The following is a 24,547-nucleotide window of genomic DNA, read 5'->3' as shown; positions in this document are numbered from 1 at the left end:
GGGATCGACACGAGCACGGAGGTTCGAAGATGCCGTTTGTGACCACGGACGACGACGTCGAGATCTACTACAAGGACTGGGGCAGCACCGACGCGCAGCCCATCGTCTTCCACCACGGCTGGCCGCTGTCGTCCGACGACTGGGACGCGCAGATGCTGTTCTTCCACGCGCACGGCTACCGCGTCATCGCGACCGACCGCCGCGGGCACGGACGCTCGACCCAGGTCGGCACCGGACACGACATGGACCACTACGCCAGCGACGTGAACGCGGTCGTCGAGCACCTCGACCTGCGGAACGCGATCCACATCGGCCACTCCACCGGAGGCGGCCAGGTCGCGCGCTACGTCGCGAAGTACGGCGAGCCGCAGGGCCGCGTGGCCAAGGCCGTCCTCGTCTCGTCGGTCCCGCCGCTGATGGTGCAGACCGAGGCGAACCCCGAGGGCACGCCGATCTCGGTGTTCGACGGCTTCCGCGACGCTCTCGCGGCGAACCGCGCCGAGTTCTACCAGGCCGTGGCCTCCGGGCCCTTCTACGGCTTCAACCGCGAGGGCGTCGAGCTCTCGCAGCCCGTGGTCGACAACTGGTGGCGCCAGGGCATGACCGGATCCGCGCTCGCGCACTACGAGGGCATCAAGGCCTTCTCGGAGACGGACCAGACCGAGGACCTGAAGGCGATCACCGTCCCCGTCCTCGTCACCCAGGGCGACGACGACCAGGTCGTCCCCTACAAGGACGCCGCACTCAAGCAGCACGAGCTGCTGCAGAACTCGACGCTCAAGATCTACGAGGGCTACCCGCACGGCATGCTGACCGTCCACGCCGACGTCATCAACCCCGACCTGCTGGCCTTCATTAAGGAGTAGCGCGGTCCGCTCGCAGGCGCGTCCCGGCCGTTCCGGGGCGCGCCTGCGCGTCTGCGCTCGGAGTGGGGCCCGGCGCCCCTGCGAGCGGAGTCCCGCCTCAGACGTCGGCGCCCGCGTCCCTCCCGAGCACCGCGGCGAGCTCGCCCCGCCCGCCGATCCCGAGCTTGCGGTACGCCGCGTACAGGTGCGCGCCGACCGTGCGCGGCGAGAGGAACAGGTTCTGCGCGATCGCGCGGTTCGACAGCCCCGTGCTCGCGAGAGCGCAGATGCGCAGCTCCTGCGGGGTCAGCGTGGCAGCGGCCGGCGACGGCGCGTCCGCGATCCTCCCTCCGGCGGCCCGGAGCGCGTCACGGGCCCGATCGGCCCAGGCGTGGATCGGCAGCTCCTCGAGCATCGCCAGCGACTCGCGGAGGAGGGGCCGCGCCTCCGCCGCCTGACCGGCCCGGCGCAGCCCGTCGCCCACGAGCAGCAGCGCCCGCGCCCGCACGTACGGGAGCGGCGGCGGAGTCCGGCGGAGCAGCCCGGCCGCGGCGTCCGGCGCTCCGTCGGCGAGCGCCACGGCGATCTGCGCGTACCGGAGGGCCGCCTCGATCATCGGCTGGTGCCAGCGCTCGAAGAGCGCTTCCAGCCTCGCGGCGTGCAGGCGCACGACTCCGTCATCCCCGGTCGCGAGAGCCGCGTCGACGAGATCGGGCGTGGTCAGGATCGCGAAGCCGGGGTTCAGTGAGTCGTCGTCCGTGTCGAGGAGGGGCAGGAGCTCCGGCACGGCGTCGCCCGGTCGAGACTCGAGGACCGCCACCGCCGCTCTCGATCCACGGAGAGTCGCCCGCATCACGCTCGAGCAGAGGACGGCCGCGCCGATCGCGCTGCCCGCGCTGATCGCCTCGGGATCGGGCGCGACGCCCTCCATCGCGTCGAACCAGGCCAGGCAGGCCCGGGACGCGGTCTCAAAGCCGACGTCCCCCAGGTCGCTCCCGAGGACGAGCGCCTCCTCGGCGAAGGAGCGGGCGCGCGAGAAGCGGCCGGCGAGCGACGTGGTCATCGAGGCGGCGAGGAGCGCCTGCGGGAGGATCCGGATGTCGCCGCGCGCGCGGAGTCCCGTGATCGCCTCCTCCAGGAGCTCCCGGGCGACCTCGACCTCGCCCGCCGTGTTCAGCGCGTAGCCGAGCCACCACGCCTCCTCCGGACCGCTCGACCCGCCGGCCGCCGCGAGCGCCCGGCGGACGACCTCGTCGCCGCGGGCGATCGGCTCGGTGACTGCCGCGAGCAGGACGGCGCGCGGGTCGGAGTCGTCGAGGGCGAGCGCGCGCACCGCCTGGATCATCGGCTCGCCGGGCGACGCCTCGCGGTTGTGGTCCCAGGCGATGGCGGCGAGGTGCAGGAGCGCGGCGGTCGCGGCGTCGACGGCTCCGTGGCTCTGCAGCGCCGTCACTGCGGCGAGCGCGGGCGAGAGGTCGCCCCGCGAGAGGGCCGTGCGCCCGGTCGGCAGCGTCTCGCGCGTCCAGGCGGCGCGGGCGGTGAGCACCGGATCGACGGTCTCGCCCGCCGCGCGGTGCACGAGCAGCGCCGCCTCCGCGGTCCGGCCGGCGAGCCCGGAGTACTCGGCCGCGTCGATCAGGCGCGAGACGCGCAGCGGACCCGCGGGGGTCAGCTCCGCCGCCCGCTCCATCGCCTGAGCCGCCAGGACGACGTCGCCCGTCGCGAGGCCGGACGCCGCGAGACCGGCGAGCTCCTCGCCCACCGGCCCGTCCGAGCCGGTCGCGAGCTCCGACCGCCACCAGAGCGTCCGGCTCGGGTCGTCGCGGTGCTCCTGGACGAGCGTGCGGAGCACGGCCGCGCGCTCGGAGGGGCGGCTCACGCTCGTCACCGCGGACTGCACGAGAGGGTGCCGGAAGCGGAGTCCGCTCCCCGGCGTCCAGCTGAGCAGCGACGCGGCGACGGCCCTGTCGATCCAGGAGGGGTCGGGGTGGCGGCCGATCGCCAGGTTCGCCAGCCGGCTCGCCTCCTCCGCCGTCGCGACGTCGCCCAGCGCCACGGCCAGCACGGCGAGCCGCGAGGGCTGGTCGAGCTCGGCGAAGCGCTCGGCGAAGGCCGATTCGAGGCGTCCGGTCACCGCGCGGTCCTCCGCCTCGTCGGCGGACGGGTCGCGTCCGGTCAGCTCCACCAGGGCGAGCGGATTCCCGCGGGCGAGGTCGAGCAGAGCGCGCCGGGCGGCGCCGCGAGGAGGATGCGGGAGCGTGTCGAGGAGAGCGGCCGAGTCGGCGGCCGACAGCGGCCCGAGGTGGAGGTGCTCGAGGCCGGAGTCCTCCTCGGGCCGGTCCCTCGTGGTCATCACGACGACGACGCGGTCCTCGCCGATGCGCCGGGCGAGCATCCGCAGCGCCCACGCCGACTCCGGGTCGATCCGGTGCAGGTCCTCCACGACGACCAGCAGGGGCCGATCGGCGGCGGCGTCGCTCAGGAGGGTCAGGGCCGAGAGGCCGGCCAGGAGCGGCGTCGGCTGCACTCCCTCGGCCAGATGGAAGGCCACGCGGAGCGCGTCCCGCTGCGGCAGGGGCAGGCCGTCGAGGCCCGGGCGGAGCGGGTGCAGGAGGAGCTGCAGCGCCGCGTACTGGTCGCCCGACTCCGCTGCGGAGCCCGCGGTCCGCAGCACCCGCACGTCGCGTGCGCGGGCGTAGGCGACGACCTCCTCGACCAGGGTGGTCTTGCCGACCCCGGCGTCCCCGTCGATGACGAGCGCCGACCCGTGGGCGGCGATGCCGTCGACCATCAGACGGAGCCGCGCGAGCTCCGATCCCCGACCGACGACGAGCGCGTCCCGCTTCACGCGTCGAGTATCGCACCCTCGCGCAGACACTCCTCGACCCGGTGGCGGGCCCGGATGAAATCGATCGCGGCGGCCGCGGCGCTGCCGGGGGCGCCGAAGAAGGAGGTCAGGAAGTGGTCGCCTCCGTGCACCTCCAGGGTCTGCCAGCGGAAGGCGATGAAGCCGAAGGGGTCGACGCGCACCGGCGACGAGCCCTCGCGGAGCGGATACGCCTCCTGGCTCGCCCAGACGCGGCGGAAGACCCGCGAGCGGCCTCCGAGCGAGGCGACCAGGACCCGCAGGCGCGGGTCCGCCGGGTCGGAGTGGAAGCGGAGGGCGGCGGTCATCACGGCGATCGTGCGGTCCCAGTCTTCGTGCCGCTCGGCGTCGGTCTCGAGCGCCGCGGCGTCGACGACGGCCTCGATCATGTTGGTCCCCTGCTCGCAGGCCAGGGGGAGGAACAGGCGGCCGAGCTCGTTCACGGCGACGAGGTCCAGGTAGCGGTCGACCACGTAGGCGGGCGTCGTGGTCCAGGACGAGACCATGCTCGTCAGGCTGCCGACCTGCGCCGGAGTCGGCCCGGCCTGCGCCCAGCCCGGCGAGCGGCGCGGCGCGGCGTGCCCGCCGAGCCGGAAGAGGTAGTCCCGCCCGTCCGCGTCGAGACGGAACGCCCGGGCCAGAGCGTCCAGGACCTGCGCCGAGGGGCGGCGGTCCTTGCCCTGCTCGAGCCGCAGGTAGTAGTCCGGGCTGATCCCCGCGAGCACGGCGACCTCCTGGCGGCGCAGCCCGCTGACGCGGCGCCTGCCGTCGGCGCCCAGGCCGACCTCGTCGGGGCGCAACCGGTCGCGGTGCCCCCGGAGGTAGGCGCCGAGCCGTGCGGTGTCCGTGTCCACGATCCCGCCCTTCTCTCCCTTCGAGGCTAGGGAGACGGCGGGCCCGACTCCACGCGACGCCGACCTAGATCCGCGGCGGGAGTACCTAGATCGGCGGGGCGTGCTTCCGGGTGGGGGCGGTGCACGGCGGGGTGCGGAGGAGCGCACCGGCACTCGGCGCACCCCTCCGCGGTCAGGCGACTCCGCGGTCAGCTCAGCTCCGCCGCAGCGTCGGCGATGACCCGCGCGACCTCCTCCGGGTGCGAGCGCATCACCAGGTGCGGCGCGTCGAGCTCGACGACCGAGCGCACGCCCGCCCGCCGGTAGCCGAACCGCTCGACGTCCGGGTTGATCGTCCGGTCCGCGGCCGCGACGACGCCCCAGCTCGGCCGGGTCCGCCAGGCGGCGACGGGAGCGGCCTCACCGAAGGCCAGAGCGGCGAGCGGGCGCTGGCCGACCGCGAGCACGGCCGCCTCGGCCGGATCGATCCCGGCCGCGAACACCTCCGGGAACGCCGACACCGCGACCGACACGTCCGTGCCCGGCTCCGCTCCGTCGATCGGGAACGGTGTGTAGACGAGGTTCGCCGGGAGGTCGGAGTCGGGGAAGGCGCCCTGCAGCTGCCCGAGGCTCTCCCCCTCCTCGAGCGCGTAGGCCGCGAGGTAGACGAGGCCGACCACGTTCTCGGCGGCGCCCGCCACCGTGATCACGGCGCCGCCGTAGGAGTGGCCCGCCAGCAGGACCGGCCCGTCGAGCTGCTCCACGAAGGAGCGGAGGTACTCCGCATCGCCCAGCAGGCTGCGGTTCGGCACGGCCGGGACGCGCACGGCGTGGCCGGCGTCGAGCAGGATCCGCGTGACCGGGGCGAAGCTCGCGGCGTCGGCGAACGCTCCGTGGACGAGGACGATGGTGGGTGCGGTCATGGGGCTGTCCTTCCGGTCGGGCGGCGGTCCGGCAGCCGGCTGCGCAGCCGATCCGGACCCGGGCCGAACCTAGGACGGCGGACGGCGCGCGTCGTGACCCCGCGACTCCCCTGCCGACCGGGCGGCCGCCTGTCGCCCGCCCGAGGACACGCTCCAGCGCTCGTCCCGCCCGCTCACGGCGGGCCCGGCCCGCTGCAGCGTCCGCGTCCTGGTCCCGGCGGGGTCACCCTTCGACGGCTGGACCGCCCGGGATCGCGGCGCGGTCGGCCGGCGGGCTCTCCGGCCGGATCGCCGGCGACAGCGGCGGATCGGCACGCGGACTCCTGCGGCTCGAGATCCGGGCCGCGGCGCGTCAGCTCGCGAACTCCTCCGGCCAGCCCAGCGCGGCCAGCGACCGGCGCACGCGCTCGATGTCCTCCTCCGAGGGCAGCTCCGAGGTCACTCCGGCGATCGCGGTGCCGACGTCCGCGCGTGAGGCGGGCGCGTCGGCGGCGAGACCGGCGGCCACCTCGGCCACCTCCTCGTCGCTCAGACGGCGGCGGAGGAGCGCCAGCAGCGGCACGAAGTCCTGCTCGGGCAGCCCGGCCGGATAGCCGGCGCGCAGCCAGCGGACGATGCGCGCGACCAGGCCCTCGCGGGTGTCCGGCTCGGCCAGCGACTCCGGGCCCGCCAGCGGCCAGCCCGCGCTCGCGAGCCGCGAGGAGACGCGGGCGACGTCCTCGGGCATCGCCGGTCCGAGCAGCAGCTGCTCGATCCGCTCGCGGACCACGGCCCGTGAGACGACCGTCTCGGCCCGCTCCGACTCCGACAGGAGCCGCGCGACGACCTGCTCGACCTCGTCCGTCGTGAGGCTGCGGCGCAGCAGGCCCAGCAGCGGGAGGTAGTCCTGCTCCGGCACGCCCGACGGGTAGCCCGCGCGCAGCCAGCCGACCACGCGGGCGACGATCCCCTCCCGCGCCGCGATCGGATCGGTCGAGGCCATGCTCAGCCCTTGGGCACGAAGGTCGGGATCACGTGCTCGAAGCTCACCGACTGGCCGAGGCCCGTCGCGATGATGACGCTCAGGCCGATCACGACCGAGCCGACGACGAGGGCGAAGCAGAGCACGCCGATCCCGCGCAGCACCGGGGCGGGCAGACCGCTCCGGACCGCGGGGGCGTCCGACCCGCCCGAGGCGGGAGCACCGGCGGCGACGGCGAAGGAGCGGACGCCGACGGCGAAGAGCACGGGCAGGCCCGCTCCGAGGAGCACGGCGACGAGGGCCACCTGGCCGGCGGCGGAGAGGAAGAGGGAGAGCACGGTGCGGATCCTTTCGCTCAGACGCCGGCGGTCTCGGGCGCGGGGCGTGCCGCCGCGTCCTGCCACTCGTCGTTGACGTTGTGCGCGCCGATGCTGTCGCGGCGCGAGCGGATGTAGATGAGGGAGGCGACGGCGACGAGGATCGCGGCCATCAGGAGGCCGCCTGCCGCGCCTCCGACGAGGTGGCCGATCCACCACATCACGGCGCCGACGAGGGCGGCGGCCGGGAGCGTGATGACCCAGGCGATCACCATGCGCAGCGCCACGCGCCAGCGCACCTGCGCTCCGGGGCGGCCGACTCCGGAGCCGAGGATCGAGCCGGTCGCGACGTGGGTGGTCGAGAGGGCGAAGCCGAGGTGGCTGGAGGCGAGGATGACCGCGGCGGAGGCGCTCTCGGCGGCCATGCCCTGCGGGGTGTCGATCTCGACGAGGCCCTTGCCGACGGTGCGGATGATCCGCCAGCCGCCGATGTAGGTGCCGAGCGAGATGGCCAGCGCGCAGCTGAGCTTGACCCAGAAGGGGACCGACTCGGTGTCGCTCCAGCCGCCGGCGGCGATTAGCGCAAGCGTGATCACTCCCATCGTCTTCTGCGCGTCGTTGGTGCCGTGCGCGAGCGAGACGAGGGAGGCGCTGCCGATCTGGCCGAAGCGGAAGCCGCGGTGGAGGCTCTTCTCGGCGAGGTTGCCGATCACGCGGAAGACGAGCCAGGTGCCGATCGCCGCGACCGCTCCGGCGAGCACGGGCGACATCAGCGCCGGGAGGATCACCTTGCCGACGACGCCGTCGAGCTTCGTGCCGTCGCCGGCCCAGTTGACGCCGTTGAGGCCGAGGCCCGCGAGAGCGGAGCCGATCAGGCCGCCGAAGAGGGCGTGCGACGAGCTCGAGGGCAGACCCAGCAGCCAGGTCAGCAGGTTCCAGACGATGCCGCCGATGAGGCCGGCCAGTACGATCAGCAGCAGAGCGGATCCGCCGTCCTCGAGCAGCGCCGGATCGGGTGCGCCCGAGGAGTCCTGGATCTTCACGACCGCGTTGGTGACGGTCAGCGCCACCTCGATGCTGAGGAACGCACCGACGAGGTTCAGCGACGCCGAGAGGGCGACGGCGGTGCGGGGCTTCAGGGCACCGGTCGCGATGGACGTGGCCATCGCGTTCGCCGTGTCATGGAAGCCGTTGGTGAAGTCGAAGGCGAGGGCCGTGACGACGACGAGCGCGAGCAGGATGAAGGGATCCACGCAGACATGATGCTCCCGCGGCGGGAGGCGTTCCGGCGTGGTCGCGAGGCTTCACCTGCTGTTCACCTCGCGGGGCACGCCCGCCCGAGTAGTCTGTGCGGATTCTCAGGCGGGCGACGCGTGAGGCGGCCGGCGGTGGCCGGATGACGCTCAGGCGGGCGCGCTCAGGCGGGCGCGCTCAGGCGGGCGCGCTCAGGCGGGCGCGCTCAGGCGGGCTCGCTCAGGAGGCCGAGCGCGGCATCGGCGGGGTGAGGTCCGGGGTGTGCGCGGGGTCGGAGTCGGGGGCCGGCTCCGGCTGTGCGGCGGACCCGGCCGCGGCACCGGCGTCCTCGGCGGACTCCTGATCCTCGGCGGGCTCCTGCGAGCCGGGAAGCGGCGGGGTGAGGTCGAGGGCGCCGACCGCCGGCTCGGCGGCGTGCTTCGGCGTGGTCGGGCGGTTCTCGGCCGCGGCCGCCTTCTTCGCCGCCTTCTCCTGGGTCCGCTTGAGCTTCTCGGTCTGCTCGGCCAGCTTGCGGGCCTTCTTGCGCAGCTTCTTGCTGGAGTCGCGGACCGCCTCGTGCGCCGCGCGCACCGACTTCTCGGCCTTCTTCAGCGCCTTCTTCGCGCGCTTCTGCGCCGCCTTGTCGCGTGCGTCCTTGTCCTTGCCGGTCCCGGCCATGTCCGCTCCTCCGCTCGTCGACCGCTCCGGCCGACTCCCCCACGCTACCGAGCGGCACCCGCCCCGCGAACCCGCTGGCGAGCGCGCCCGGGCCGCGCTAGGCGCGCGGGCGGCGGCCGTTCTGCGCCCGTGCCGTCCCGCCTCCCCTTCCCCCTGGTCGCCGCCTCTCCTCCTTTCTCCTCGGCTCTCGCTTCAGCCCTGCGGTGCCATTCGCGGCTGGGAGTCGCGGGCGAGTCGACCCCGCGACGGGCGCGGGTTCGGCAGGCTGGGGGCATGGTCTTCCAGCACGATCCCGGCGGCTACCAGGGCCGCGCCGGCCTCCGGCGTCCCGTGCGCGGGCCCAGGCGCGACAAGTGGATGTGGTGGCGCCTGGGCTCCGGAGTCGCGGCGACGGTCGCCGGTGTGATCGCCCTGCTGGTCTTCACCGCCGACCGCTGAGCACGCCCACCGGCGACCCGGCGCACCCCCGCCGCTCCGGATCGAGAGCCGATCGATGCGCTCAACCGCTTGACTCCGGAGGTTTCTCTCAGGTCGGATCCGGCGGAACGCGGGTAGTTTGGAGGGTCGCATCGGCTCAGCCGTGCGATCAGCCCCACTGCCCCACCCGGCGCTCGCCTCCCCCTCGAGCGTCGGCAGACCTGGAACCTCCTCTGCATGCACCGTTCGTCACGCGCCTCGACTCCCACCCCCGCAGGAGCCGAGACCGGCAGTCCGTCCGCCCTCCCGACCCGTCGCTCGCTCCGTGAGCAGGAGTCCCGCAGCCGCCGCACCTCCCGCGGCCCGTCGCGCCCCCGCGTCTCCGCCGTCGCCGCGATGACCCTCGTGGCCGGCATCGCGATCACCTCGACGATGCCCGCGTTCGCCGTGGGCGGCACCGCCGACTCCGAGCTGACCCGCGACACGGCCACCGCCGTCGCCGCGGCCCGCCCGCAGAGCTTCGTGGCGGCCGGAGTCGTGCAGCAGAGCGTCACCCGCGACGCCTTCGCCGCCGAGGCCAAGCCCGAGGTCCTCGTCCCCACCGCGTCCCTCGACGCGATCACCGCCACCTCCGGCGAGTCGACCGCGGCCGCCGCGGGAGCGTCCGGAGCGTGGGTCGTCCCGATCTCCGGCCACATCAGCAGCAGCTACGGCCCCCGCCCCGACGCGCCGGTCGCCGGCGTGAACCTGTTCCACAAGGGCACCGATCTCGCCGGCGCCTGCGGCACGCCCGTCCTCGCGGCCTCCAGCGGCACCGTCGAGGAGGCGTCGTACCAGGGCAGCTACGGCAACTGGATCCTGCTCGACAACGGCGGCGGCATCGAGACCGGCTACGCCCACAACAGCGAGCTGATGGTGTCGGTCGGCGAGACCGTCACCGTCGGCCAGGTCATCGCGCTGCGCGGCTCGACCGGCGCCTCGACCGGCTGCCACCTGCACTTCGAGACGCGGGTCGACGGCGAGGCGGTCGACGCCGTGCCGTTCATGGCCGAGCTCGGCGTCCCGATCGGCTGACGCCCCGGGCGACTCGAGAACCCGGACGTCGCGGTGGCCGCTCTCGACCACCGCGACTTCTGCGTTCTCGGAGGGCGCGGACCGGCGTCAGGGCCCGGGGCCCGTTCGCGCCCCGGTCGAGACGGCGGCCGACCAGTGCGCGTCGTCCGGCACCGTCGTCACCCTGATCTCGGCGTCCTGCTCGACGGCGATCTGCATGGTGCCCGTGTTGCCGCCTCCCGTGCCGGTGCGGGTCGTGCTCGGGCTGTAGACGCACGACGATCCGCTCGTCATCAGGCCGACGACCTCGATCGTCACCTCGGCGTCCTCGGTGTCGCAGGCGACCGAGACGGTGATGTGCAGCGGGTCGCCGCTGAGGTACACGCTCTGCGGATCGACGGGGCCGACCTGGTCGGTCCACCGCACGGCGGCGGTCGCTCCCTCGGGCAGCGTCACGGGCCCGAGCGGAGCGTCGGTGGGCGTCGCGGTCGGAGCGGCGGTCGCCGGAGCAGCGGTGCCGGGAACGGCGGGTGTCGCCTCCTCCGCCTGGTCGGCGCCGCTCGTGCAGCCGCTCAGAGCGAGCGCCGCGAGCAGTGCCCAGGCGCCCAGCGCGGTCGCGCGCCGTCCCGCCCGGAGCCCCGTCGCCCGGCGCGGAGCGGTCGTTCTCGTGGTGTCCATGGTGGTTCCCCCTGTCCACTGGCGTCCCTCCGGTCTACCCGAGCCCGCGCGGCCGCGGACCGCACTCTGCGGCGGTTGCCAGGGTCGGGAGCCGTGCTGCGGATCGATGGGGAGCTCCTCCGTACCGGCGCGGCGGCCCGTCGATCCGCTCGGGTGCCGCGGATGATCGGCACCGGGCGGATCCGACGCCCGCCGCACCCGGCGCACCCCGCCGAGCCGCCCCTCTGCACCCGGAAGGCACCGCCATGATCGCCTCGAACACCTACCCCTTCGCCGGACGCACCGTCCTGGTCACCGGAGCCGGCTCCGGCATCGGCCGCTCCATCGCACGCGCCTTCCTCGAGCAGGGCGCGAGCGTCGCGGTCGCCGGGCGCACCCCCGCCACGCTCGAGGAGACCGTCGCCGGCTTCCCGGCCGAGCGCGTCCTGGTCGTCCCCACCGACGTCTCGGTCCGAGCCGAGGTCGACGCGCTCGTCGAGGGCACCGTCGCGAGGTTCGGCGGGATCGACGTCCTCGTGAACAACGCGGCCGGCCACCTCGGCGGCCCGATCGAGGAGGTGGAGGACGACTCCTGGCGCTCGCTCTTCGCGACGAACGTCGACGCCCTCTTCTACGCGGTGAAGGCGGCGCTCCCGCACCTCAAGGCGAGCCGCGGCAACATCGTCGTCGTCTCCTCCGTGTCGGGCATCCGCGGCGACTGGGGCCAGGCCGCCTACAACGCGACCAAGGGCGCGATCACGACGTTCGTGCAGTCGCTGGCCCTCGACTTCGGCGCGCACGGGGTGCGGGTCAACGCCGTCGCCCCCGCCTTCACGCAGACGCCGCTGACCGAGTCGATGGCCTCGACCCCCGAGGAGCTCGCGCCCTTCATCGACCGCATCGCCCTCGGACGCCCCGGGCAGCCGGACGACATCGCCCCGCCGGTGCTGTTCCTCGCCAGCGCGGACGCGTCGTACATCACCGGCGCGATCCTCGCCGTGGACGGCGGGACGAGCGCCTCGACGGGGCAGCCGCACCTGTAGGCGGGCGTGCGGCGGATCGGGGTCGGGGGGGCGGCGGCTCCGCCCAGAACCCGAGTGCTCGCGTCGGATCCTGCGGCCCCGCTCGCGAGGGTCCACCGGGCTCGACTGCGGGCGCCCGCAGCCCGGATCACTCCATCCCTGACCGCGCACTCAGACTCAACCGACACCTGTGGAGTATCGTGGAGCCAATTGCATGCAGACGCATGGATACGGACTCGCCGACCACACGGCCTCCGAGTCCATCCCTCTTCGAGCAGGAGTCGCCATGACCACCACCAGCACCCGCTTCACCGACCGCGTCGTCCTCATCACCGGAGGCGGATCCGGCCTGGGCCGCGCCGCAGCCGTCCGCCTCGCCCAGGAGGGCGCGAAGCTCGCCCTCGTCGACATCTCCGAGCAGGGCCTCGCCGCCACGGTCGACGTCCTGCCCGAGGGCACCGAGTCGATCACCGTCCTCGCCGACGTGTCGAAGGAGGCGGACGTGGACGCCTATGTCGCGCGCACCCTCGAGGCCTTCGGCCGGATCGACGGCTTCTTCAACAACGCCGGCATCGAGGGCCGCCAGAACCTCACCGAGGACTTCACGGCCGACGAGTTCGACAAGGTCGTCGCGATCAACCTCCGCGGCGTGTTCCTCGGCCTCGAGAAGGTGCTGAAGGTGATGCGCGAGCAGGGCTCGGGCATGGTCGTCAACACCGCGAGCGTCGGCGGCATCACCGCGATCGGCAACCAGTCCGGCTACGCGGCCGCCAAGCACGGCGTCGTGGGCCTCACTCGCAACTCCGCGATCGAGTACGGCGAGTTCGGCATCCGCATCAACGCGATCGCGCCCGGGGCCATCTGGACCCCGATGGTCGAGAACTCGATGAAGCAGCTCGACCCGCAGAACCCGCGCAAGGCGGCCGAGGAGTTCATCCAGGTCAACCCGACCAAGCGCTACGGCGAGGCCGACGAGATCGCCTCGGTCGTCGCCTTCCTCCTCTCGGACGACGCCTCCTACGTGAACGCGACCGTCCTCCCGATCGACGGCGGTCAGTCCATCAAGTACTGAGGTCCCGCGGAGGGAGCGGAGGGAGCGCCTGCTGCGGCGGGCGAGCCCTCCGCTCTCCCGCTGACGCCGCGTCCTTCGTGAAACGGACTCGACCGCTCCTCCACAGGTGCTCCCTCCGACGGACATCCCCACCGGGCCTCCCCCACGCAGCACCCGGCACCGCAGCGGGAGCAGAATGGGGGTCGGTCCCGCCAGCGGCCGGACCTCGACCGCTACGGAGACATGCATGAACCCCACCGGGAGCTTCCGCGCCGCCCGCGACACCCTCCTGCAGCACCGCACCGATGCGGTCGCCGCGAACGAGGCCTTCCAGTGGCCGGACGTCGGGCCCCGCTTCAACTGGGCGGTGGACTGGTTCGACGCGATCGCCATCGGCAACGAGCGCCCCGCCCTCTGGATCGTGGAGGAGGACGGCTCCGAGGAGACGTACTCCTTCGACCGGATGCGCTGGCGCTCCGACGAGGTCGCCGCCTGGCTCCACTCGGTCGGCGTCGAGCAGGGCGATCACGTGATGCTCATGCTCGGCAACCGCCTCGAGCTGTGGGAGTCGATGCTCGCGATCATGAAGCTCGGCGCGGTCATCCTCCCCACGACGACCCTGCTCTCACCCGCCGACCTGGCCGACCGCCTCGAGCGCGGCGAGGTCGCGCACGTCATCGCGGACGCCTCCGAGACCGCCAAGTTCGACGAGATGGAGGGCGGCTTCGGCCGTATCGCGGTCGGCGGCGCCGTCGAGGGCTGGTTCGACTACGCCGACTCGCTCGAGCCCTTCGGCATCAGCCCGACCGTGGTCGTCCAGAGCTCCGATCCGTGCCTGATCTACTTCACCTCCGGCACCACCTCGAAGCCCAAGATGGTCGTGCACACGCACGAGTCGTACCCCGTGGGGCACCTCAGCACGATGTACTGGCTCGGCGTGCAGCCGGGCGATGTGCACATGGCGATCAGCTCGCCGGGCTGGGGCAAGCACGCGTGGAGCTGCTTCTTCGCGCCGTGGAACGCCGAGGCGACCGTGTTCGTCTACAACTACAGCCGCTTCTCCCCCACCGCACTGCACGAGCAGCTCGACCGGGCCGAGGTCACCACGTTCTGCGCGCCGCCGACCGTGTGGCGGATGCTGATCCAGTCGGCGCTGGGAGCGAAGCCGCGCGCGCTGACCGAGATCCTCTCGGCGGGCGAGCCGCTCAACCCCGAGGTCATCGCGACCGTCGAGCGGGAGTGGGGACTCACGATCCGCGACGGCTACGGCCAGACCGAGACCACCGCGATCATCGCGAACCCGCCCGGCGCCCCCGTGGTCCCCGGGGCGATGGGCCGCGCGCTGCCCGGCGTCGCCATCGCCCTCGTCGATCCGCTGACCGGCGAGCCCGCCTCCACCGGCGAGATCTGCCTCGACCTCTCCGTCGAGCCCGTCAACCTGATGTCCGGCTACCTCGGCGACGAGGACCGCACCGAGCGCGCCCGCGCCGACGGCTACTTCCACACCGGCGACGTGGCGGTCCGCGCGGTCGACGGCACGATCACCTTCGTGGGCCGCACCGACGACATCTTCAAGTCCTCCGACTTCAAGATCTCGCCGTTCGAGGTCGAGAGCGTGCTGCTGCAGCACCCCGCCGTCGCCGAGTCCGCGGTGGTGCCGGCTCCGGACGAGGTGCGCCACAGCGTGGTGAAGGCGTACGTCACCCTCGCCGACGGCTGGGAGCCGACCGCCGAGACGGCGAGCGCGATCTTCGCCCACACCCGGGAGCTGCTCTCCTCCTTCGAGCGGGTGCGGCGCCTCGAGTTCCACCCCCTGCCCAAGACGATCTCGGGCAAGATCCGCCGCGTCGAGCTGCGCGAGCGCGAGGAGGAGGCGTTCCGCCGCGGCGAGGAGATCCCCACGGAGTGGCGCGCCGACCGCCTCTAGGCGCGGGGGCCCTCGTCCGCCGGGACACCGCCGAGACCGCCGCGGCACCGCTGAGACGGCGGCGTCCCGGCGGGGCGGTGGTGTCTCGAGGGGATGCGGTGGGCCGGGACGTCGGCCGCCGGTGACCAGCGGGAGCGGGTGCCGTCAGCGCGGAACCAGCGCGGCGTCGGCGGCGTCCGGATCACAGGTCGGCGATCAGCTCGGCGTCAGCGTGGGCGGACGGCGATCAGCTCGCCGTGGTCGCGGACGCCGGGGGCGCTGCGGTGGAGCGAGTGGGTCACCTCGAGGCCGGCCTGCTCGGCGAGCGCGCGCATCTCGGCGAGCGGGTGAAACCACGCCGGTGCGACGGCGTGCGCGAACGCCTCCGAGCGCGGCCCTTCGAAGAAGCCGATCAGCAGGCTTCCGCCCGGTCGGAGGTGCGCGGCGAGCGCCGCGACCGCGCCGGGCAGCTCCGCCGGCGGCAGGTGGATGAGCGAGTACCACGCGAGAACGCCCCCGAGGCCGTCGACGTCGAGCTCGAGCGCCGAGCCGAGCCGGAACGGGACGTCCGGGAACCGCGCTCGAGCCAGCGCGACGAACTCCGGCACCGGGTCGACGCCGACCGCGGCGGCTCCGCGGCGCCGGAGGAACTCCGTCCAGTGCCCGGGCCCGCAGCCCACATCGGCGACCGTGCCCCCCAGCCCGTCGGCCCACGACCCGATCAGCTCGCGATCGGCCGCGGGCCCCGCGTCGACCGATCCGAGCAGCGCCGCGTACTCCTCCGCCCGCGCGCCGTACGCGTCCCGCACCTCGTCCATCCGGTGAGCGTAGGCCGTCTCGAAACAGCGCGCAGCGGGCACGCGGAGGCGCGTGGCACGTTCCGCGGTGCCGTTGGCACAGCTCGGCGGCACGGTCCACTGGCGCGTTCTGACGTTCTGGCGCGCCTGCCTCGTGAGCGTTCGCGCCCGGCCTCCCGAGGCGCTCCGCGAGGACGGATCATCGAGGTGCCGCGCCCCGTCCCCGCCCCGAAGGAGACCCGATGACCCCTGCCGACGCCGCCCCCGCCCTGCCCGCCGCCGCCCTCGTCTTCCCCCTGCTCGTCGGCGTCGCGCTGCTCGCCTCGGGCGCGACCGCCCTGCTCCGCGCCGCTGGTCCTCATGGCGTCCGGAGGCGCCTCGAGGAGTCCCGCGCCCGCGCCGCGGCCCTCGGCGGAGGCCCGGGCGCGCGCGGATGCAGCGCTCCCGGCGTCCTCCCGGCCTGCCTGCGGGTCGTCGTCGGCGCCCTCCTCCTCCTGGCCGCCGGCCCGGCCTACACCGCGGCCGCCCTCGTCGCCGCAGCCCTCTGCGCACTCGCCCTCGCGCACGCCGTCCGCCGCTTCGCCCAGGACTCGGAGGGCGACCCGCCCACCCCGGCCGCGGTCGCCGCCACGGCCGCGATGCTCGCCTTCGCCACCGTCGCCGCGGCCCAGGGGATCCTCGGATTCACGGGCGTCCCGGCGCACCTCCGGGAGTTCGACCAGCAGGACCTGAGCTGGGCGGCCGCCCTCGTCGGAGTGGTCGCCGCGTGCGGCCTCCTGCAGCTGGCGGGACGCGCAGCGCAACCGGTGGCCGCACCGGCGGCGGGCGTCAGGCGGCGCGGCTGATGCTCGGAGCTCCGACGCTCGATGCGCCCCCGCACCTCGTCCTCGACGGCAGCGCGGTGCGGCTCGCGCCCGCCCGCGGGTCCGTCGCTGTGATCACCTTCTGGATGCAGTTCCACAACTCCGGCACCGCCGCCCTGCACGATCTCGCCCTGTTCTGCGGCTCCTTCACCGACGGCTCGGGCGTCGAGCTCGACTACGACGAGGCCCCGGTCACCGTCGTCGGCCGGCCCGAGCGGGTCGCCCCGGGAGCGGGATTCGTGGCCGTCGCGCACTACACGATCGCGCCGCTGCGGGCACCGCGGACGCTCCGCCACTCCATCGTGCTGCGGGGCCGCACGAGCGACGACCGGCCATTCACCGACGTCGCCGCGCTCGAGGTCCACGTCGATCCGAGGCGCACCCCGGAGGTCCGGTTCCGTCCCCCGATGGCGGGATCCGACACCTTGCGGTGGAGGTGAGCGACGATGCGATCGCATGAAGACTTCTCACCACCGGGCCGGATCGGCCAGGGTAGAGGGATCGCGTCGTACGGAGGACGCGCCAGAGGAAAGGACTCCGCCGTGAGGGGAATCGCAGAAGGCAGCCGACCGATCGTCGATCGCGGAGTGTCCCGCCGGGACACCGCGGCGGCCGCGTGGCTGGCGCAGAGCGGCGTCGACGTCCGCGCGAACGGCGCGTTCCGCATCGTGGCCGACACCCTCTGCAGCGACGGCGTCGACGTGCTCCGGATCTGGCACTCGCCGGCCCGCCTGCACCGCACCTCCGCCATCGGCCCGGGCGTCCGCCTGATCATCCCGCTCGAGGGCGCGCTCGTGATCCAGCCGGACGATCCGGCGGCACTCGAGGTCCGCGTCGCGCCGGGCGACATCGCCTTCCTCCACTGCGACTCCCCGTTCACGATCGTGACCGACACCCCGAGCGCCCGCACCGAGATCGCCCTTGACCGCCCGCTGCTGGGCCTGGTCGACTCGGCCGACCGTGGCGCCGTCGTCACCGAGGCCGACGCGGCCAGCCGCGGCATCCTGCTCTCGACCGTCAACGCGACCTTCGGCTCCACCCTCGACGCCGACTCCCCCGCCTTCCCCCTGGTGCGGGCCGCCGTCGAGCAGCTGGCGGGCGCTGTGCTGGCGACCTCGCTGCCGCGCGAGAGCAGCGAGGACGTCTACACGCGCGCCCTCGCCCTGATCGCCGCGATGTCCACCGACCCCCGCCTCTCGGTCCAGGAGATCTGCGAGCGCCTCGGCGTCCCGAAGCGGACGCTGCAGCGCACCTTCGCGCGGAACGGCACCACCGTGTTCGACGAGATCCGCCGCGCACGCCTCACGACCGCGCGCGCCCTCCTCGGCGGGAGCGACTCCCCGCCCTCGCCCGAGCACGTGCTGAGCAGCTACGTCCGCTCGCAGCGCCTGCGCCGCGACCTGCTCCACCTCGAGACGGTGCCCGCCTCGAAGCTGGGCTGACCCCGGGGCCGCAGCGCTCGCAGGGTCGGTGGGCACGGTCGGCGACGGAGGTCACCTCGTTTGCGCGCCTCCGGTCCGGACGCTCCGGCTCGGAGGCACCGTCTCCGCAGCCGCGCTCAGCCCGGGTACGGCACCGCCGCCGCCGGCCACCCCGACGCCGCGAGCTCCGCGCGCAGACGGTGGTGGTGCTGCACTGCGCCGAGCGAGTCGGTGCGGAAGGCGATGGCGAGGGCCGCGTCGGCCCAGTAGGCGTCCCAGCCGGAGTAGCGCTCGAAGACGCGGTCGCCGACCGCGGCCAGCAGCTCCCAGGCGCGCGCCGCCGGGAGGTAGCCGGCGACGTAGGCGTAGCGGATCGCGCCGATCGTGCGCTCGGCGTCGCCCGCGAGCAGGAGGAGCGGCGGACGCCCGTCGACCGCCTGGGCGAGCTCGAGGAGGTGGAACTCGCTGCCGCCGGTGAGCGCGGCGACCCGGGAGCGCATCCGCTCGGCGTCGGCGGAGGCCGAGACCTCGGCGAAGCGGATCGAGAGCGGCCCGCGGGTGAGCACGTCGGCGACCAGCAGCTCGACGTCGTCGGCCGAGGCGATGCGGAAGTCGCGGTCGAGCGCGACCCGGTGCTCGACGAGCGGATGCAGCGGCAGCTGCTGCCACGGCGCTCCCTTCGCTCCGTCGGCGTAGCGGCGCCGCAGCTCCTCCGGGAGCTCGGCCCACGAGGGCTGGAACGCGAGGGAGGAGTTCCAGCCGGCGAACGAGAAGTCGCTGACCGCGTCGAGCGCGAGCAGCTGCTGCTGGCGGAGGGACGGGGTCGGCGAGCCGGCCGCGCCGAGGTACGCGAGCTGCTCGCGGCGCGGCGCGCGCGCATCCCACTGCTGGAAGCCGACCGTGGCGGCGAGCAGCCCGAAGGCCAGAGCGAACGCGAACGCCGTGAACGCGACGACGCTCTCGCCGCCGCCGAGCGCGAGCCCCCACGCGAAGCCGATCAGGCCCACCGGAGCCGCGAAGGCGGTCACCAGGAGCGCGCGGCGTCCGGCGCCCTGACCGCGCCGGTGCGCATCGGCCGCCCGCGCGTAGCGCAGCCGGGGTCGGACGGGGAACTCGACGTCTCCGGGATGGTTCTGCAGCGGCACGGTCGCAGCCTAGGGGCGCGGGTCGCGTCGATGTGTGCTTGCCTGGTCGCATGACTCTCGCCGAAGCACTCCTCGAGCGGGCCGACCTGCAGAAGCGGATCGAGGCCCTCCAGTCGCGGATCGTCGCGAACGCCTCCTACCAGGAGGGAGAGGAGCCGACCGAGGACCCGGCCGAGCTGCTCGCCGATTGCACGCGCGCACTGGGCGAGCTCGAGCGGCTGGTCACGGCGATCAACCTCACCAACGCGACGGCGACCACTCCCACCGGCGAGGTGCTGACCGCGGCGCTCGCCCGGCGCGAGGCCCTGCGCGCCCGGCACAGCCTCCTGACCCGCGCGGCCGACGCGGCCGCCGGCGAGCGCGGCTACCGCCAGCTCCGGAGCGAGCTGCGCCGCCTGCCCGCGCTGCCGGTGCGGGAGCTGCGCGAGCAGGCGGACGCCGTGGCGCGCGAGCTGCGCGGGCTCGACGCCGACGTCCAGAGGACGAACTGGGGGGTCGAGCTGCAGAGCTGACACGAGACGCGGTGAGTCGGTAGGCGCACCGGAGCGAGCACGCACCGTCGGGCCGGCGGTTCATCCGGCCCTCTGTCACGCGGTGGGCAGCGTCCCGGCTCCGGCCGTCACTCACAGCCCAGCACCGAGGACCGGTGACCGCGCAGACAGGACACCTCATCACCATGTGCTGGCCGGTGCGCCGAGGGCGGGTTCGGGGACCTCACCGCGTCTCGGGCGTGCGCGGACGCACGTAGGGTCGGGGCGGGATCTGCTCGAACGCGCACGTGGACGCACGCCGCGCTCGGGGCAGCGGCTCCTCGAACGGGCACGTGGACGCCTGCCGGGTCCGGGCCGGTGTCCGGCCGGTCGCGCCCGCCCTCCCCGCCGCTCAGTACTCGATGCGCCCGCGCCGGTCGTGGAACTCGCCCGTCGGCCCGTCGGAGCCGAGCAGGGCGAGCGCGACGGTCGCGTCCGTGCCCTCGGTGACGGTCTGGTGCCCGCCGTGTCCGTTGAAGTCGGTCGCAGTGTAGCCGGGGTCGCTCGCGTTGATCCGCATCGCCGGCAGGTTCTTCGCGTACTGCACGGTGAGCGCGACGACCGCCGCCTTCGATGCCGCGTACGGGATCGCGGTGATGGGGAACTCGTCGTGGCCCTCGGTGCTCAGCCAGCGCGGCCAGCCGACTCCGGACGCCACGTTCACGACGACCGGGGCCGCGGAGGCCCGCAGCAGCGGGAGCGCGGCCTGCGTGACGCGCAGGATGCCGATGACGTTCGTCTCGAGGACGCCCGCCATCGCCTCCGGGGTGAGGTCGTCGACGCCGAACGAGGTGCCGAGCACGCCGGCGTTGTTGACGAGCACGTCGAGCCCGGGCAGGGAGGCGATCGCGGAGTCGACGCTCGCCTGATCGGTGACGTCGAGGCGGACGGGGTGGGCGCCGAGCGCGCGGGCGGCGTCGCCGTCGGCGGTGTCGCGCATGCCGGCGTAGACGGTGTGGCCCGCCTCGAGGAGTCGGCGGGCGGTCTCGAGGCCGAGGGAGCGGTTCGCTCCGGTGATGAGTGTCGTGGTCATGCGCCCATCCTGCGAGGGTGGTCGGGCCTCGACCAGGCCGCGCTCGACGGGGGGACCGGCAGTACCTGGCTCGGCGACGGCGGGCGGAGGAGGATGGGCGGCATGGAGGAGTTCGCCACGGTGCTGCGCTCGTGGCGCGACCGCATCCGTCCCGCCGACGTCGGCCTGCCCGCGGGCTCGGGCCGCCGCGCCACGGGCCTGCGCCGCGAGGAGCTGGCGGCGCTCTCGGGAGTGAGCGTCGACTACCTGGTGCGGCTCGAGCAGGGACGCGCGCGGAACCCGTCGCCGTCGATGCTCCGCTCGCTCGCGGTGGCGCTCCGGCTCACGGACAGCGAGCGCGACCACCTCTACCGGGTCGCCGGTGCCGCCGTCCCCTCGCCGGGCGTCGTGCCGCAGCACGTGAGCCCGGGCGTGCAGCGGATCGTCGACCGCCTGGGCGACGTGCCGCTCGCGGTGTTCACGGCGGCCCACGACATCCTGCTGTGGAACCCGCTCTGGGCCGCCTTGAACGGCGACCCCTCGGTGTACACCGGGCTGGAGCGGAACCTCGTCTGGCGGCACTTCACCTCCGGACACGCGGGCACCGAGTTCGACGCGCAGCACGAGGAGGACTTCGCGAGCGACCTCGCGGCCGACCTGCGCCCGGCGACCGGGCGCTACCCGCGCGATCCGGCGCTCGCCGCCCTCGTCGCCCGGCTGCGGGAGGAGTCGCCCGAGTTCGAGCGGCGCTGGGCGGAGGCGCGCATCGCCGAGCACCGCGCGAGCCGGAAGACGGTGACGCGGACGCCCGTCGGACCGATCACGATCGACTGCGACGTGCTCACGGCTCCGGGCACCGACCTGCGGATCGTCGTCTACACGGTGGCGCCGGGCAGCGAGGACGAGGCGCGGCTCGACCTGCTGCGGGTGACGGGGCTGCAGGCGCTGAGCACGGCGCCGGCGTGAAGCGGACGGGCGCGGCTGGGGCGCGCACAGCGGAGCGGGGCGCTGAACCGGGCTGAGCTGAGTCGAGCGGGCTGAGCCGAGCCGAGCCGGGCGGGGCAGGCCGGGCTCGTCCCACGGCGGGCGGGACCGGCTCGGCGCGGCCGACGGCGCAACCTGCCGATGCGGGCGAGCGGCGGCGAGTGACGGCCGAGGTGCACGGCGAGGCGCGTCTGCGGGTACGTCCGCACCCCCGGACCCCCGCCTCCCTGCTCAGGACGCGCAGTACGCGGTGATGAACGCGTAGAGCTCGCCCTTCTGCTCGGGGGTCGCGGCGACGACGACGGTGCCCTGCCGGCCCGCGGTCTCGACGGTGACCGGCAGGCGCGTGCCGACCTTGTCCTCGGCGAGCGCGTGGGTGTCGCAGCGGGTGGGGACGGCGTCCAGGACCACGGAGTCGAGGGTCCCGGCGGGCACGGAGCGGTCGAGGGTCCAGGCGTCGGCGGCGTCGGGCGGCTGCAGCAGGATCGTGGCGTCGACGCTGCGGAGCACGAGGGGGGTGCCCCGGACGTCGGCGGTGATCGTGAGGCGCGCCGGCTCGTGCGCGGCGCCTCCGGACGTGTCGATCCGCAGGGCGAGGTCGGCGTCGACGGTGCGGGCGAAGCATCCGGACCGGGCGAGAGCGTCGACGAACGAGAACGGGTCGTCGGCGGGGTACGCGCGCTCGCCGTGGCCGTCGATGGCGAGGACGACCTCGAGCGCAGCGGGCGCCTCCGCGGCAGGGCAGGCGGGCTCGGGCACGTCGACGCGGAGGTCTCGCGAGGTCCCGTCGGGGACGCCCGTGCCGCCGGTCCAGGTGAGCGGGACGGCGAGGCGCGGGTCCACGAGGCGGGCCGCGGTGACCTCGATCGGGGCGCCGCTGCCGTTGTGGACCTCGAAGACCATGGTGCCGCCGGCGATGTCGGAGCGGTTCTGCTGGACAGAGACGGTGACCCCGGGAGCCGGGGCGGAGGAGCGGGCCGGATCGGGGGTGGCCTGAGCCGGGGTGGCGGTGATCGCAGCCGCGGTGGTCGCAGCCACGGTGGCCGCCGCGGTGCCGCTCGGGGCGCCCGTCGCGCCTCCCGGCGCGCAGGCCGCGAGGGCGGGCAGGAGGAGCAGCGCGGCGGCGAGGGCGCGGAGGCGTCGCATCGTGCCTCCCTCCGCTCGCCGTCAGTCTGGCGCCCCGGACCCCTCTCCGCGAGCGGGCGCTCCGCCTCCCCAGCTCGATCGATGCGTCACGAACGGTCGCCACGGCGGCCGGATGACGACCGTTCGTGACGCATCGCCGGAGCGACGGGGGTGAGGACGGGGGACGCGCACCCATTCGGGTGTGCGTCCGCTCCGAAGAGAGGCGGGGATTTCAGGAGGAGACAGATGGCACGCGGCAGATGGCACGTCGGCACGATCGTCGCGCGAGTGCGCGCATCCGCAGCGATCGGGGCCTCCGGGCTCGACGCGGTGGAGCGGGCGGAGCGCCGGGCCGAGGTCCTGCGCATCGCCGGAGGAGTCGACTCCGGCCGTCTGGGCGACGACCAGGCGATCGCGGCGTTCGGCCGGATCGTCGACGGCCTGCAGCGCGACCTGCCCGGCTCGGCGCTCGGCGCCTAGCCCGCGAGGCCGGCGTCCCAGCACCCGCCCGGAGCGGACACCCGCCGAGCCGACATCCCGAGTCTCCGCGCGGCGCTGAGACCCGCCGGGCGAGCGTGCCGACGGCACACTGGGCGCCGAGACCCGGCACCCCGAGCGCCCGCGCGCCGCAGAGCCCCGCTACCCCAGCGTCCCGAGCGCGATCCGCGGCAGCAGCCGCTGGATCGCGACGGCCGCCGCGCCGCGCGCCCACTCCACGAGCCCGCCGTCGTCGACGAGCAGCGCCAGGGGCGGAGCGTCCGGGTCGCGCGTGGCCGCGATCGCGGCGTCCACCACCGCGGCCTGCTCCGAGTAGAGGGCGACACCCTCCCCGGCCAGGATCACCGTGCCGGACATCGAGAGGTTGCCGATCGCGGCGATCATCGTCCCGAGCGCGTTGCCGGAGTCGGCGAGGATGCGCTCGGCACCGGGGTCGCCCGCGCGAGCGGCGGCGAAGCCCTCGGCCAGGGTCAGCTCGCGGCCGGTGGCGACGAAGAGCTGGCGGAGGAGCGAGGGCAGGCTGAGCATCGCGGTCGAGCAGCCGCGGTGGCCGACCTCGCAGACGGGGCCGGTGGGATCCAGCGGGTAGTGGCCGCCCAGGCCGAGCCCCGCCTCCGGGGGCGCGACCACCCGGTCGTGCACCACCAGTCCGTAGCCGACGCCCGCGCCGACCGTGAGCACCGCGAAGTGCGGGATGCCGCGGCCGCGCCCGAACCAGTGCTCGGCGCCCGTGAGCGCGACCACGTCGTTCTCGAGGGCGACCGGCAGCCCGAGGGCGGCGGAGAGCGGAGCGGCGAGGTCGACGTCGCGCCAGCCGAGGAACGGCGCGCGGCTCACCCGGCCGTCGGCGGCGATGCTCCCGCCGAGCGTCACGCCCAGGCCGGCGAAGGCGGAGGGGCCGCCGAGCTCGTCGACGACCGAGACGATCGCGGCGATCACGTCGGCGGGCTCCGTGCCCGGCAGCGGGCGGACCAGCTCCCGCTCGGTCCGCGCGCGCAGGTCGGTGCGGACGGCGAGGACCTCGGTGCCGGTGATCTTCACGCCCGCGAAGCTCAGCGCGTCGGCGCGGATGTCGAGCGGTCGGGCGGGGCGGCCGACTCCGGTGCTCTGCTCGGGGCCCTCGACGACCAGGCCGCCGTCGAGGAACGGGCGCGCGAGCCGGGTCAGGCTGGCGGGCGAGAGGCCGAGGCGGCGGCCGAGCTCGGCCCGCGAGACGGGACCGTGGATCAGGACCTCGCGCGCCAGGAGCTCGGAGGAGCTCCCGGAGGCGTCCTCGGCGACGATGGTGTCGGTCACGGGGCTCCTTCTTTCCGGCCTGGTAGAAAGCTACCGGCACTGCGCCGAACCAGGAACGGATCCGGCCACTCCTGCCGCTCTTGACACCCCTATTACTTCTGCTCTAGAAATAAG

At 74.6% G+C, this 24,547-nt stretch carries 25 protein-coding genes; 12 read left to right on the top strand and 13 right to left on the bottom strand.

Annotated elements, in window-relative coordinates:
* Positions 1-29 precede the first annotated feature (29 nt).
* Complete coding sequence (locus C5C29_RS09170) at positions 30-866, top strand: alpha/beta fold hydrolase (RefSeq protein WP_104308304.1); 837 nt, start codon at positions 30-32, stop codon at positions 864-866.
* Positions 867-963: 97 nt separating this feature from the next.
* On the opposite strand, the gene C5C29_RS09165 is transcribed toward C5C29_RS09170, so the two are convergent.
* The 7 genes from C5C29_RS09165 to C5C29_RS09135 all read right to left on the bottom strand — a co-directional run bounded on the left by C5C29_RS09165 (position 964) and on the right by C5C29_RS09135 (position 8,656).
* The gene (locus C5C29_RS09165; protein WP_104308303.1) at positions 964-3,693 is read right to left on the bottom strand and encodes an AAA family ATPase; all 2,730 of its coding nucleotides are present in this window, start codon (positions 3,691-3,693) and stop codon (positions 964-966) included.
* Complete coding sequence (locus C5C29_RS09160; protein ID WP_104224008.1) at positions 3,690-4,565, bottom strand: helix-turn-helix domain-containing protein; 876 nt, start codon at positions 4,563-4,565, stop codon at positions 3,690-3,692. Before C5C29_RS09160 ends, C5C29_RS09165 begins: the two co-directional genes overlap by 4 nt.
* 188 nt (positions 4,566-4,753) lie before the next feature.
* Positions 4,754-5,467 (bottom strand): alpha/beta fold hydrolase, encoded by a 714-nt coding sequence (locus tag C5C29_RS09155; protein ID WP_104275760.1) that lies wholly within the window; start codon positions 5,465-5,467, stop codon positions 4,754-4,756.
* A 352-nt stretch (positions 5,468-5,819) separates the two neighbouring features.
* A complete protein-coding gene (locus C5C29_RS09150; RefSeq protein ID WP_104224010.1) occupies positions 5,820-6,449 on the bottom strand; it encodes a DUF3349 domain-containing protein in 630 nt (209 codons plus the stop codon).
* A 2-nt stretch (positions 6,450-6,451) separates the two neighbouring features.
* The gene (locus C5C29_RS09145) at positions 6,452-6,766 is read right to left on the bottom strand and encodes a hypothetical protein (protein ID WP_104227380.1); all 315 of its coding nucleotides are present in this window, start codon (positions 6,764-6,766) and stop codon (positions 6,452-6,454) included.
* Between the two features lie 17 nt (positions 6,767-6,783).
* A complete protein-coding gene (locus tag C5C29_RS09140) occupies positions 6,784-7,998 on the bottom strand; it encodes an inorganic phosphate transporter (protein ID WP_104224012.1) in 1,215 nt (404 codons plus the stop codon).
* A gap of 220 nt (positions 7,999-8,218) precedes the next feature.
* Entirely contained in the window at positions 8,219-8,656 is a 438-nt protein-coding gene (locus C5C29_RS09135) for a hypothetical protein (protein WP_104273730.1), read from the bottom strand.
* A gap of 273 nt (positions 8,657-8,929) precedes the next feature.
* On the opposite strand from C5C29_RS09135, the gene C5C29_RS17150 reads away from it, so the two are divergent.
* Positions 8,930-9,094 carry a hypothetical protein gene (locus tag C5C29_RS17150; RefSeq protein ID WP_159940529.1) on the top strand — a complete coding sequence of 55 codons (165 nt, stop codon included), beginning with the start codon at positions 8,930-8,932 and terminating at the stop codon, positions 9,092-9,094.
* A 216-nt stretch (positions 9,095-9,310) separates the two neighbouring features.
* Positions 9,311-10,147 (top strand): M23 family metallopeptidase, encoded by an 837-nt coding sequence (locus tag C5C29_RS09130; RefSeq protein ID WP_104257449.1) that lies wholly within the window; start codon positions 9,311-9,313, stop codon positions 10,145-10,147.
* Positions 10,148-10,234: 87 nt separating this feature from the next.
* Here C5C29_RS09130 and C5C29_RS09125 read toward each other — a convergent pair whose 3' ends face one another.
* Positions 10,235-10,804, bottom strand: a complete 570-nt coding sequence (locus tag C5C29_RS09125) for a hypothetical protein (RefSeq protein ID WP_104308301.1) — start codon at positions 10,802-10,804, stop codon at positions 10,235-10,237.
* Positions 10,805-11,049: 245 nt separating this feature from the next.
* On the opposite strand from C5C29_RS09125, the gene C5C29_RS09120 reads away from it, so the two are divergent.
* From C5C29_RS09120 to C5C29_RS09110, 3 genes are all read left to right on the top strand, one after another.
* Positions 11,050-11,826: an SDR family NAD(P)-dependent oxidoreductase gene (locus C5C29_RS09120; protein WP_258069480.1), complete on the top strand. Its 777-nt coding sequence runs from the start codon at positions 11,050-11,052 to the stop codon at positions 11,824-11,826.
* A 265-nt stretch (positions 11,827-12,091) separates the two neighbouring features.
* Complete coding sequence (locus C5C29_RS09115; protein WP_167299040.1) at positions 12,092-12,877, top strand: glucose 1-dehydrogenase; 786 nt, start codon at positions 12,092-12,094, stop codon at positions 12,875-12,877.
* A gap of 226 nt (positions 12,878-13,103) precedes the next feature.
* Positions 13,104-14,783: an AMP-binding protein gene (locus C5C29_RS09110; protein WP_104308299.1), complete on the top strand. Its 1,680-nt coding sequence runs from the start codon at positions 13,104-13,106 to the stop codon at positions 14,781-14,783.
* A gap of 206 nt (positions 14,784-14,989) precedes the next feature.
* Here C5C29_RS09110 and C5C29_RS09105 read toward each other — a convergent pair whose 3' ends face one another.
* Complete coding sequence (locus C5C29_RS09105; protein WP_104308298.1) at positions 14,990-15,580, bottom strand: trans-aconitate 2-methyltransferase; 591 nt, start codon at positions 15,578-15,580, stop codon at positions 14,990-14,992.
* Between the two features lie 221 nt (positions 15,581-15,801).
* On the opposite strand from C5C29_RS09105, the gene C5C29_RS09100 reads away from it, so the two are divergent.
* The 3 genes from C5C29_RS09100 to C5C29_RS09090 all read left to right on the top strand — a co-directional run bounded on the left by C5C29_RS09100 (position 15,802) and on the right by C5C29_RS09090 (position 17,864).
* Positions 15,802-16,404: a hypothetical protein gene (locus C5C29_RS09100; RefSeq protein WP_104308297.1), complete on the top strand. Its 603-nt coding sequence runs from the start codon at positions 15,802-15,804 to the stop codon at positions 16,402-16,404.
* On the top strand, positions 16,404-16,862 hold the full coding sequence (locus C5C29_RS09095) for a hypothetical protein (protein WP_104282897.1): 459 nt from the start codon (positions 16,404-16,406) through the stop codon (positions 16,860-16,862). Before C5C29_RS09100 ends, C5C29_RS09095 begins: the two co-directional genes overlap by 1 nt.
* A gap of 147 nt (positions 16,863-17,009) precedes the next feature.
* Entirely contained in the window at positions 17,010-17,864 is an 855-nt protein-coding gene (locus C5C29_RS09090) for a helix-turn-helix domain-containing protein (RefSeq protein WP_181125763.1), read from the top strand.
* A 116-nt stretch (positions 17,865-17,980) separates the two neighbouring features.
* On the opposite strand, the gene C5C29_RS09085 is transcribed toward C5C29_RS09090, so the two are convergent.
* Entirely contained in the window at positions 17,981-18,988 is a 1,008-nt protein-coding gene (locus C5C29_RS09085; RefSeq protein WP_104308295.1) for a DUF1266 domain-containing protein, read from the bottom strand.
* Positions 18,989-19,038: 50 nt separating this feature from the next.
* Here C5C29_RS09085 and C5C29_RS09080 point away from each other — a divergent pair, with 50 nt between their 5' ends.
* Positions 19,039-19,500: a DIP1984 family protein gene (locus tag C5C29_RS09080; protein ID WP_104224023.1), complete on the top strand. Its 462-nt coding sequence runs from the start codon at positions 19,039-19,041 to the stop codon at positions 19,498-19,500.
* 370 nt (positions 19,501-19,870) lie between these two features.
* Here the strand turns inward: C5C29_RS09080 and C5C29_RS09075 are convergent, their stop codons facing one another.
* Entirely contained in the window at positions 19,871-20,551 is a 681-nt protein-coding gene (locus C5C29_RS09075) for an SDR family NAD(P)-dependent oxidoreductase (RefSeq protein WP_104308294.1), read from the bottom strand.
* Between the two features lie 102 nt (positions 20,552-20,653).
* Between C5C29_RS09075 and C5C29_RS09070 the strand changes: the two genes are divergently transcribed.
* Positions 20,654-21,496, top strand: coding sequence for a helix-turn-helix transcriptional regulator (locus tag C5C29_RS09070; RefSeq protein ID WP_104308293.1), 843 nt, complete (start codon positions 20,654-20,656; stop codon positions 21,494-21,496).
* A 249-nt stretch (positions 21,497-21,745) separates the two neighbouring features.
* Here the strand turns inward: C5C29_RS09070 and C5C29_RS09065 are convergent, their stop codons facing one another.
* Positions 21,746-22,660 carry a hypothetical protein gene (locus tag C5C29_RS09065; RefSeq protein WP_104308292.1) on the bottom strand — a complete coding sequence of 305 codons (915 nt, stop codon included), beginning with the start codon at positions 22,658-22,660 and terminating at the stop codon, positions 21,746-21,748.
* 225 nt (positions 22,661-22,885) lie between these two features.
* On the opposite strand from C5C29_RS09065, the gene C5C29_RS09060 reads away from it, so the two are divergent.
* The gene (locus tag C5C29_RS09060) at positions 22,886-23,119 is read left to right on the top strand and encodes a hypothetical protein (protein ID WP_104227466.1); all 234 of its coding nucleotides are present in this window, start codon (positions 22,886-22,888) and stop codon (positions 23,117-23,119) included.
* A 159-nt stretch (positions 23,120-23,278) separates the two neighbouring features.
* Here C5C29_RS09060 and C5C29_RS09055 read toward each other — a convergent pair whose 3' ends face one another.
* Positions 23,279-24,433 (bottom strand): ROK family transcriptional regulator, encoded by a 1,155-nt coding sequence (locus tag C5C29_RS09055; RefSeq protein ID WP_104308291.1) that lies wholly within the window; start codon positions 24,431-24,433, stop codon positions 23,279-23,281.
* Positions 24,434-24,547: the final 114 nt, after the last annotated feature.

Origin of the sequence: Rathayibacter sp. AY1H2 (assembly GCF_002931985.1) — a bacterium.
Taxonomy (GTDB): Bacteria; Actinomycetota; Actinomycetes; order Actinomycetales; family Microbacteriaceae; genus Rathayibacter.
This window is presented reverse-complemented; position numbering and strand designations above follow the sequence as displayed.

Excerpts from the sequence above, each read along its gene's own strand:
- C5C29_RS09170 (WP_104308304.1), top strand. The coding sequence starts at position 30 with ATGCCGTTTGTGACCACGGACGACGACGTCGAGATCTACTACAAGGAC.
- C5C29_RS09155 (WP_104275760.1), bottom strand. The coding sequence starts at position 5,467 with ATGACCGCACCCACCATCGTCCTCGTCCACGGAGCGTTCGCCGACGCC.
- C5C29_RS09150 (WP_104224010.1), bottom strand. The coding sequence starts at position 6,449 with ATGGCCTCGACCGATCCGATCGCGGCGCGGGAGGGGATCGTCGCCCGC.
- C5C29_RS09135 (WP_104273730.1), bottom strand. The coding sequence starts at position 8,656 with ATGGCCGGGACCGGCAAGGACAAGGACGCACGCGACAAGGCGGCGCAG.
- C5C29_RS17150 (WP_159940529.1), top strand. The coding sequence starts at position 8,930 with ATGGTCTTCCAGCACGATCCCGGCGGCTACCAGGGCCGCGCCGGCCTC.
- C5C29_RS09130 (WP_104257449.1), top strand. The coding sequence starts at position 9,311 with ATGCACCGTTCGTCACGCGCCTCGACTCCCACCCCCGCAGGAGCCGAG.
- C5C29_RS09125 (WP_104308301.1), bottom strand. The coding sequence starts at position 10,804 with ATGGACACCACGAGAACGACCGCTCCGCGCCGGGCGACGGGGCTCCGG.
- C5C29_RS09120 (WP_258069480.1), top strand. The coding sequence starts at position 11,050 with ATGATCGCCTCGAACACCTACCCCTTCGCCGGACGCACCGTCCTGGTC.
- C5C29_RS09115 (WP_167299040.1), top strand. The coding sequence starts at position 12,092 with ATGACCACCACCAGCACCCGCTTCACCGACCGCGTCGTCCTCATCACC.
- C5C29_RS09110 (WP_104308299.1), top strand. The coding sequence starts at position 13,104 with ATGAACCCCACCGGGAGCTTCCGCGCCGCCCGCGACACCCTCCTGCAG.
- C5C29_RS09105 (WP_104308298.1), bottom strand. The coding sequence starts at position 15,580 with ATGGACGAGGTGCGGGACGCGTACGGCGCGCGGGCGGAGGAGTACGCG.
- C5C29_RS09100 (WP_104308297.1), top strand. The coding sequence starts at position 15,802 with ATGACCCCTGCCGACGCCGCCCCCGCCCTGCCCGCCGCCGCCCTCGTC.
- C5C29_RS09095 (WP_104282897.1), top strand. The coding sequence starts at position 16,404 with ATGCTCGGAGCTCCGACGCTCGATGCGCCCCCGCACCTCGTCCTCGAC.
- C5C29_RS09080 (WP_104224023.1), top strand. The coding sequence starts at position 19,039 with ATGACTCTCGCCGAAGCACTCCTCGAGCGGGCCGACCTGCAGAAGCGG.
- C5C29_RS09075 (WP_104308294.1), bottom strand. The coding sequence starts at position 20,551 with ATGACCACGACACTCATCACCGGAGCGAACCGCTCCCTCGGCCTCGAG.
- C5C29_RS09070 (WP_104308293.1), top strand. The coding sequence starts at position 20,654 with ATGGAGGAGTTCGCCACGGTGCTGCGCTCGTGGCGCGACCGCATCCGT.
- C5C29_RS09065 (WP_104308292.1), bottom strand. The coding sequence starts at position 22,660 with ATGCGACGCCTCCGCGCCCTCGCCGCCGCGCTGCTCCTCCTGCCCGCC.
- C5C29_RS09060 (WP_104227466.1), top strand. The coding sequence starts at position 22,886 with ATGGCACGCGGCAGATGGCACGTCGGCACGATCGTCGCGCGAGTGCGC.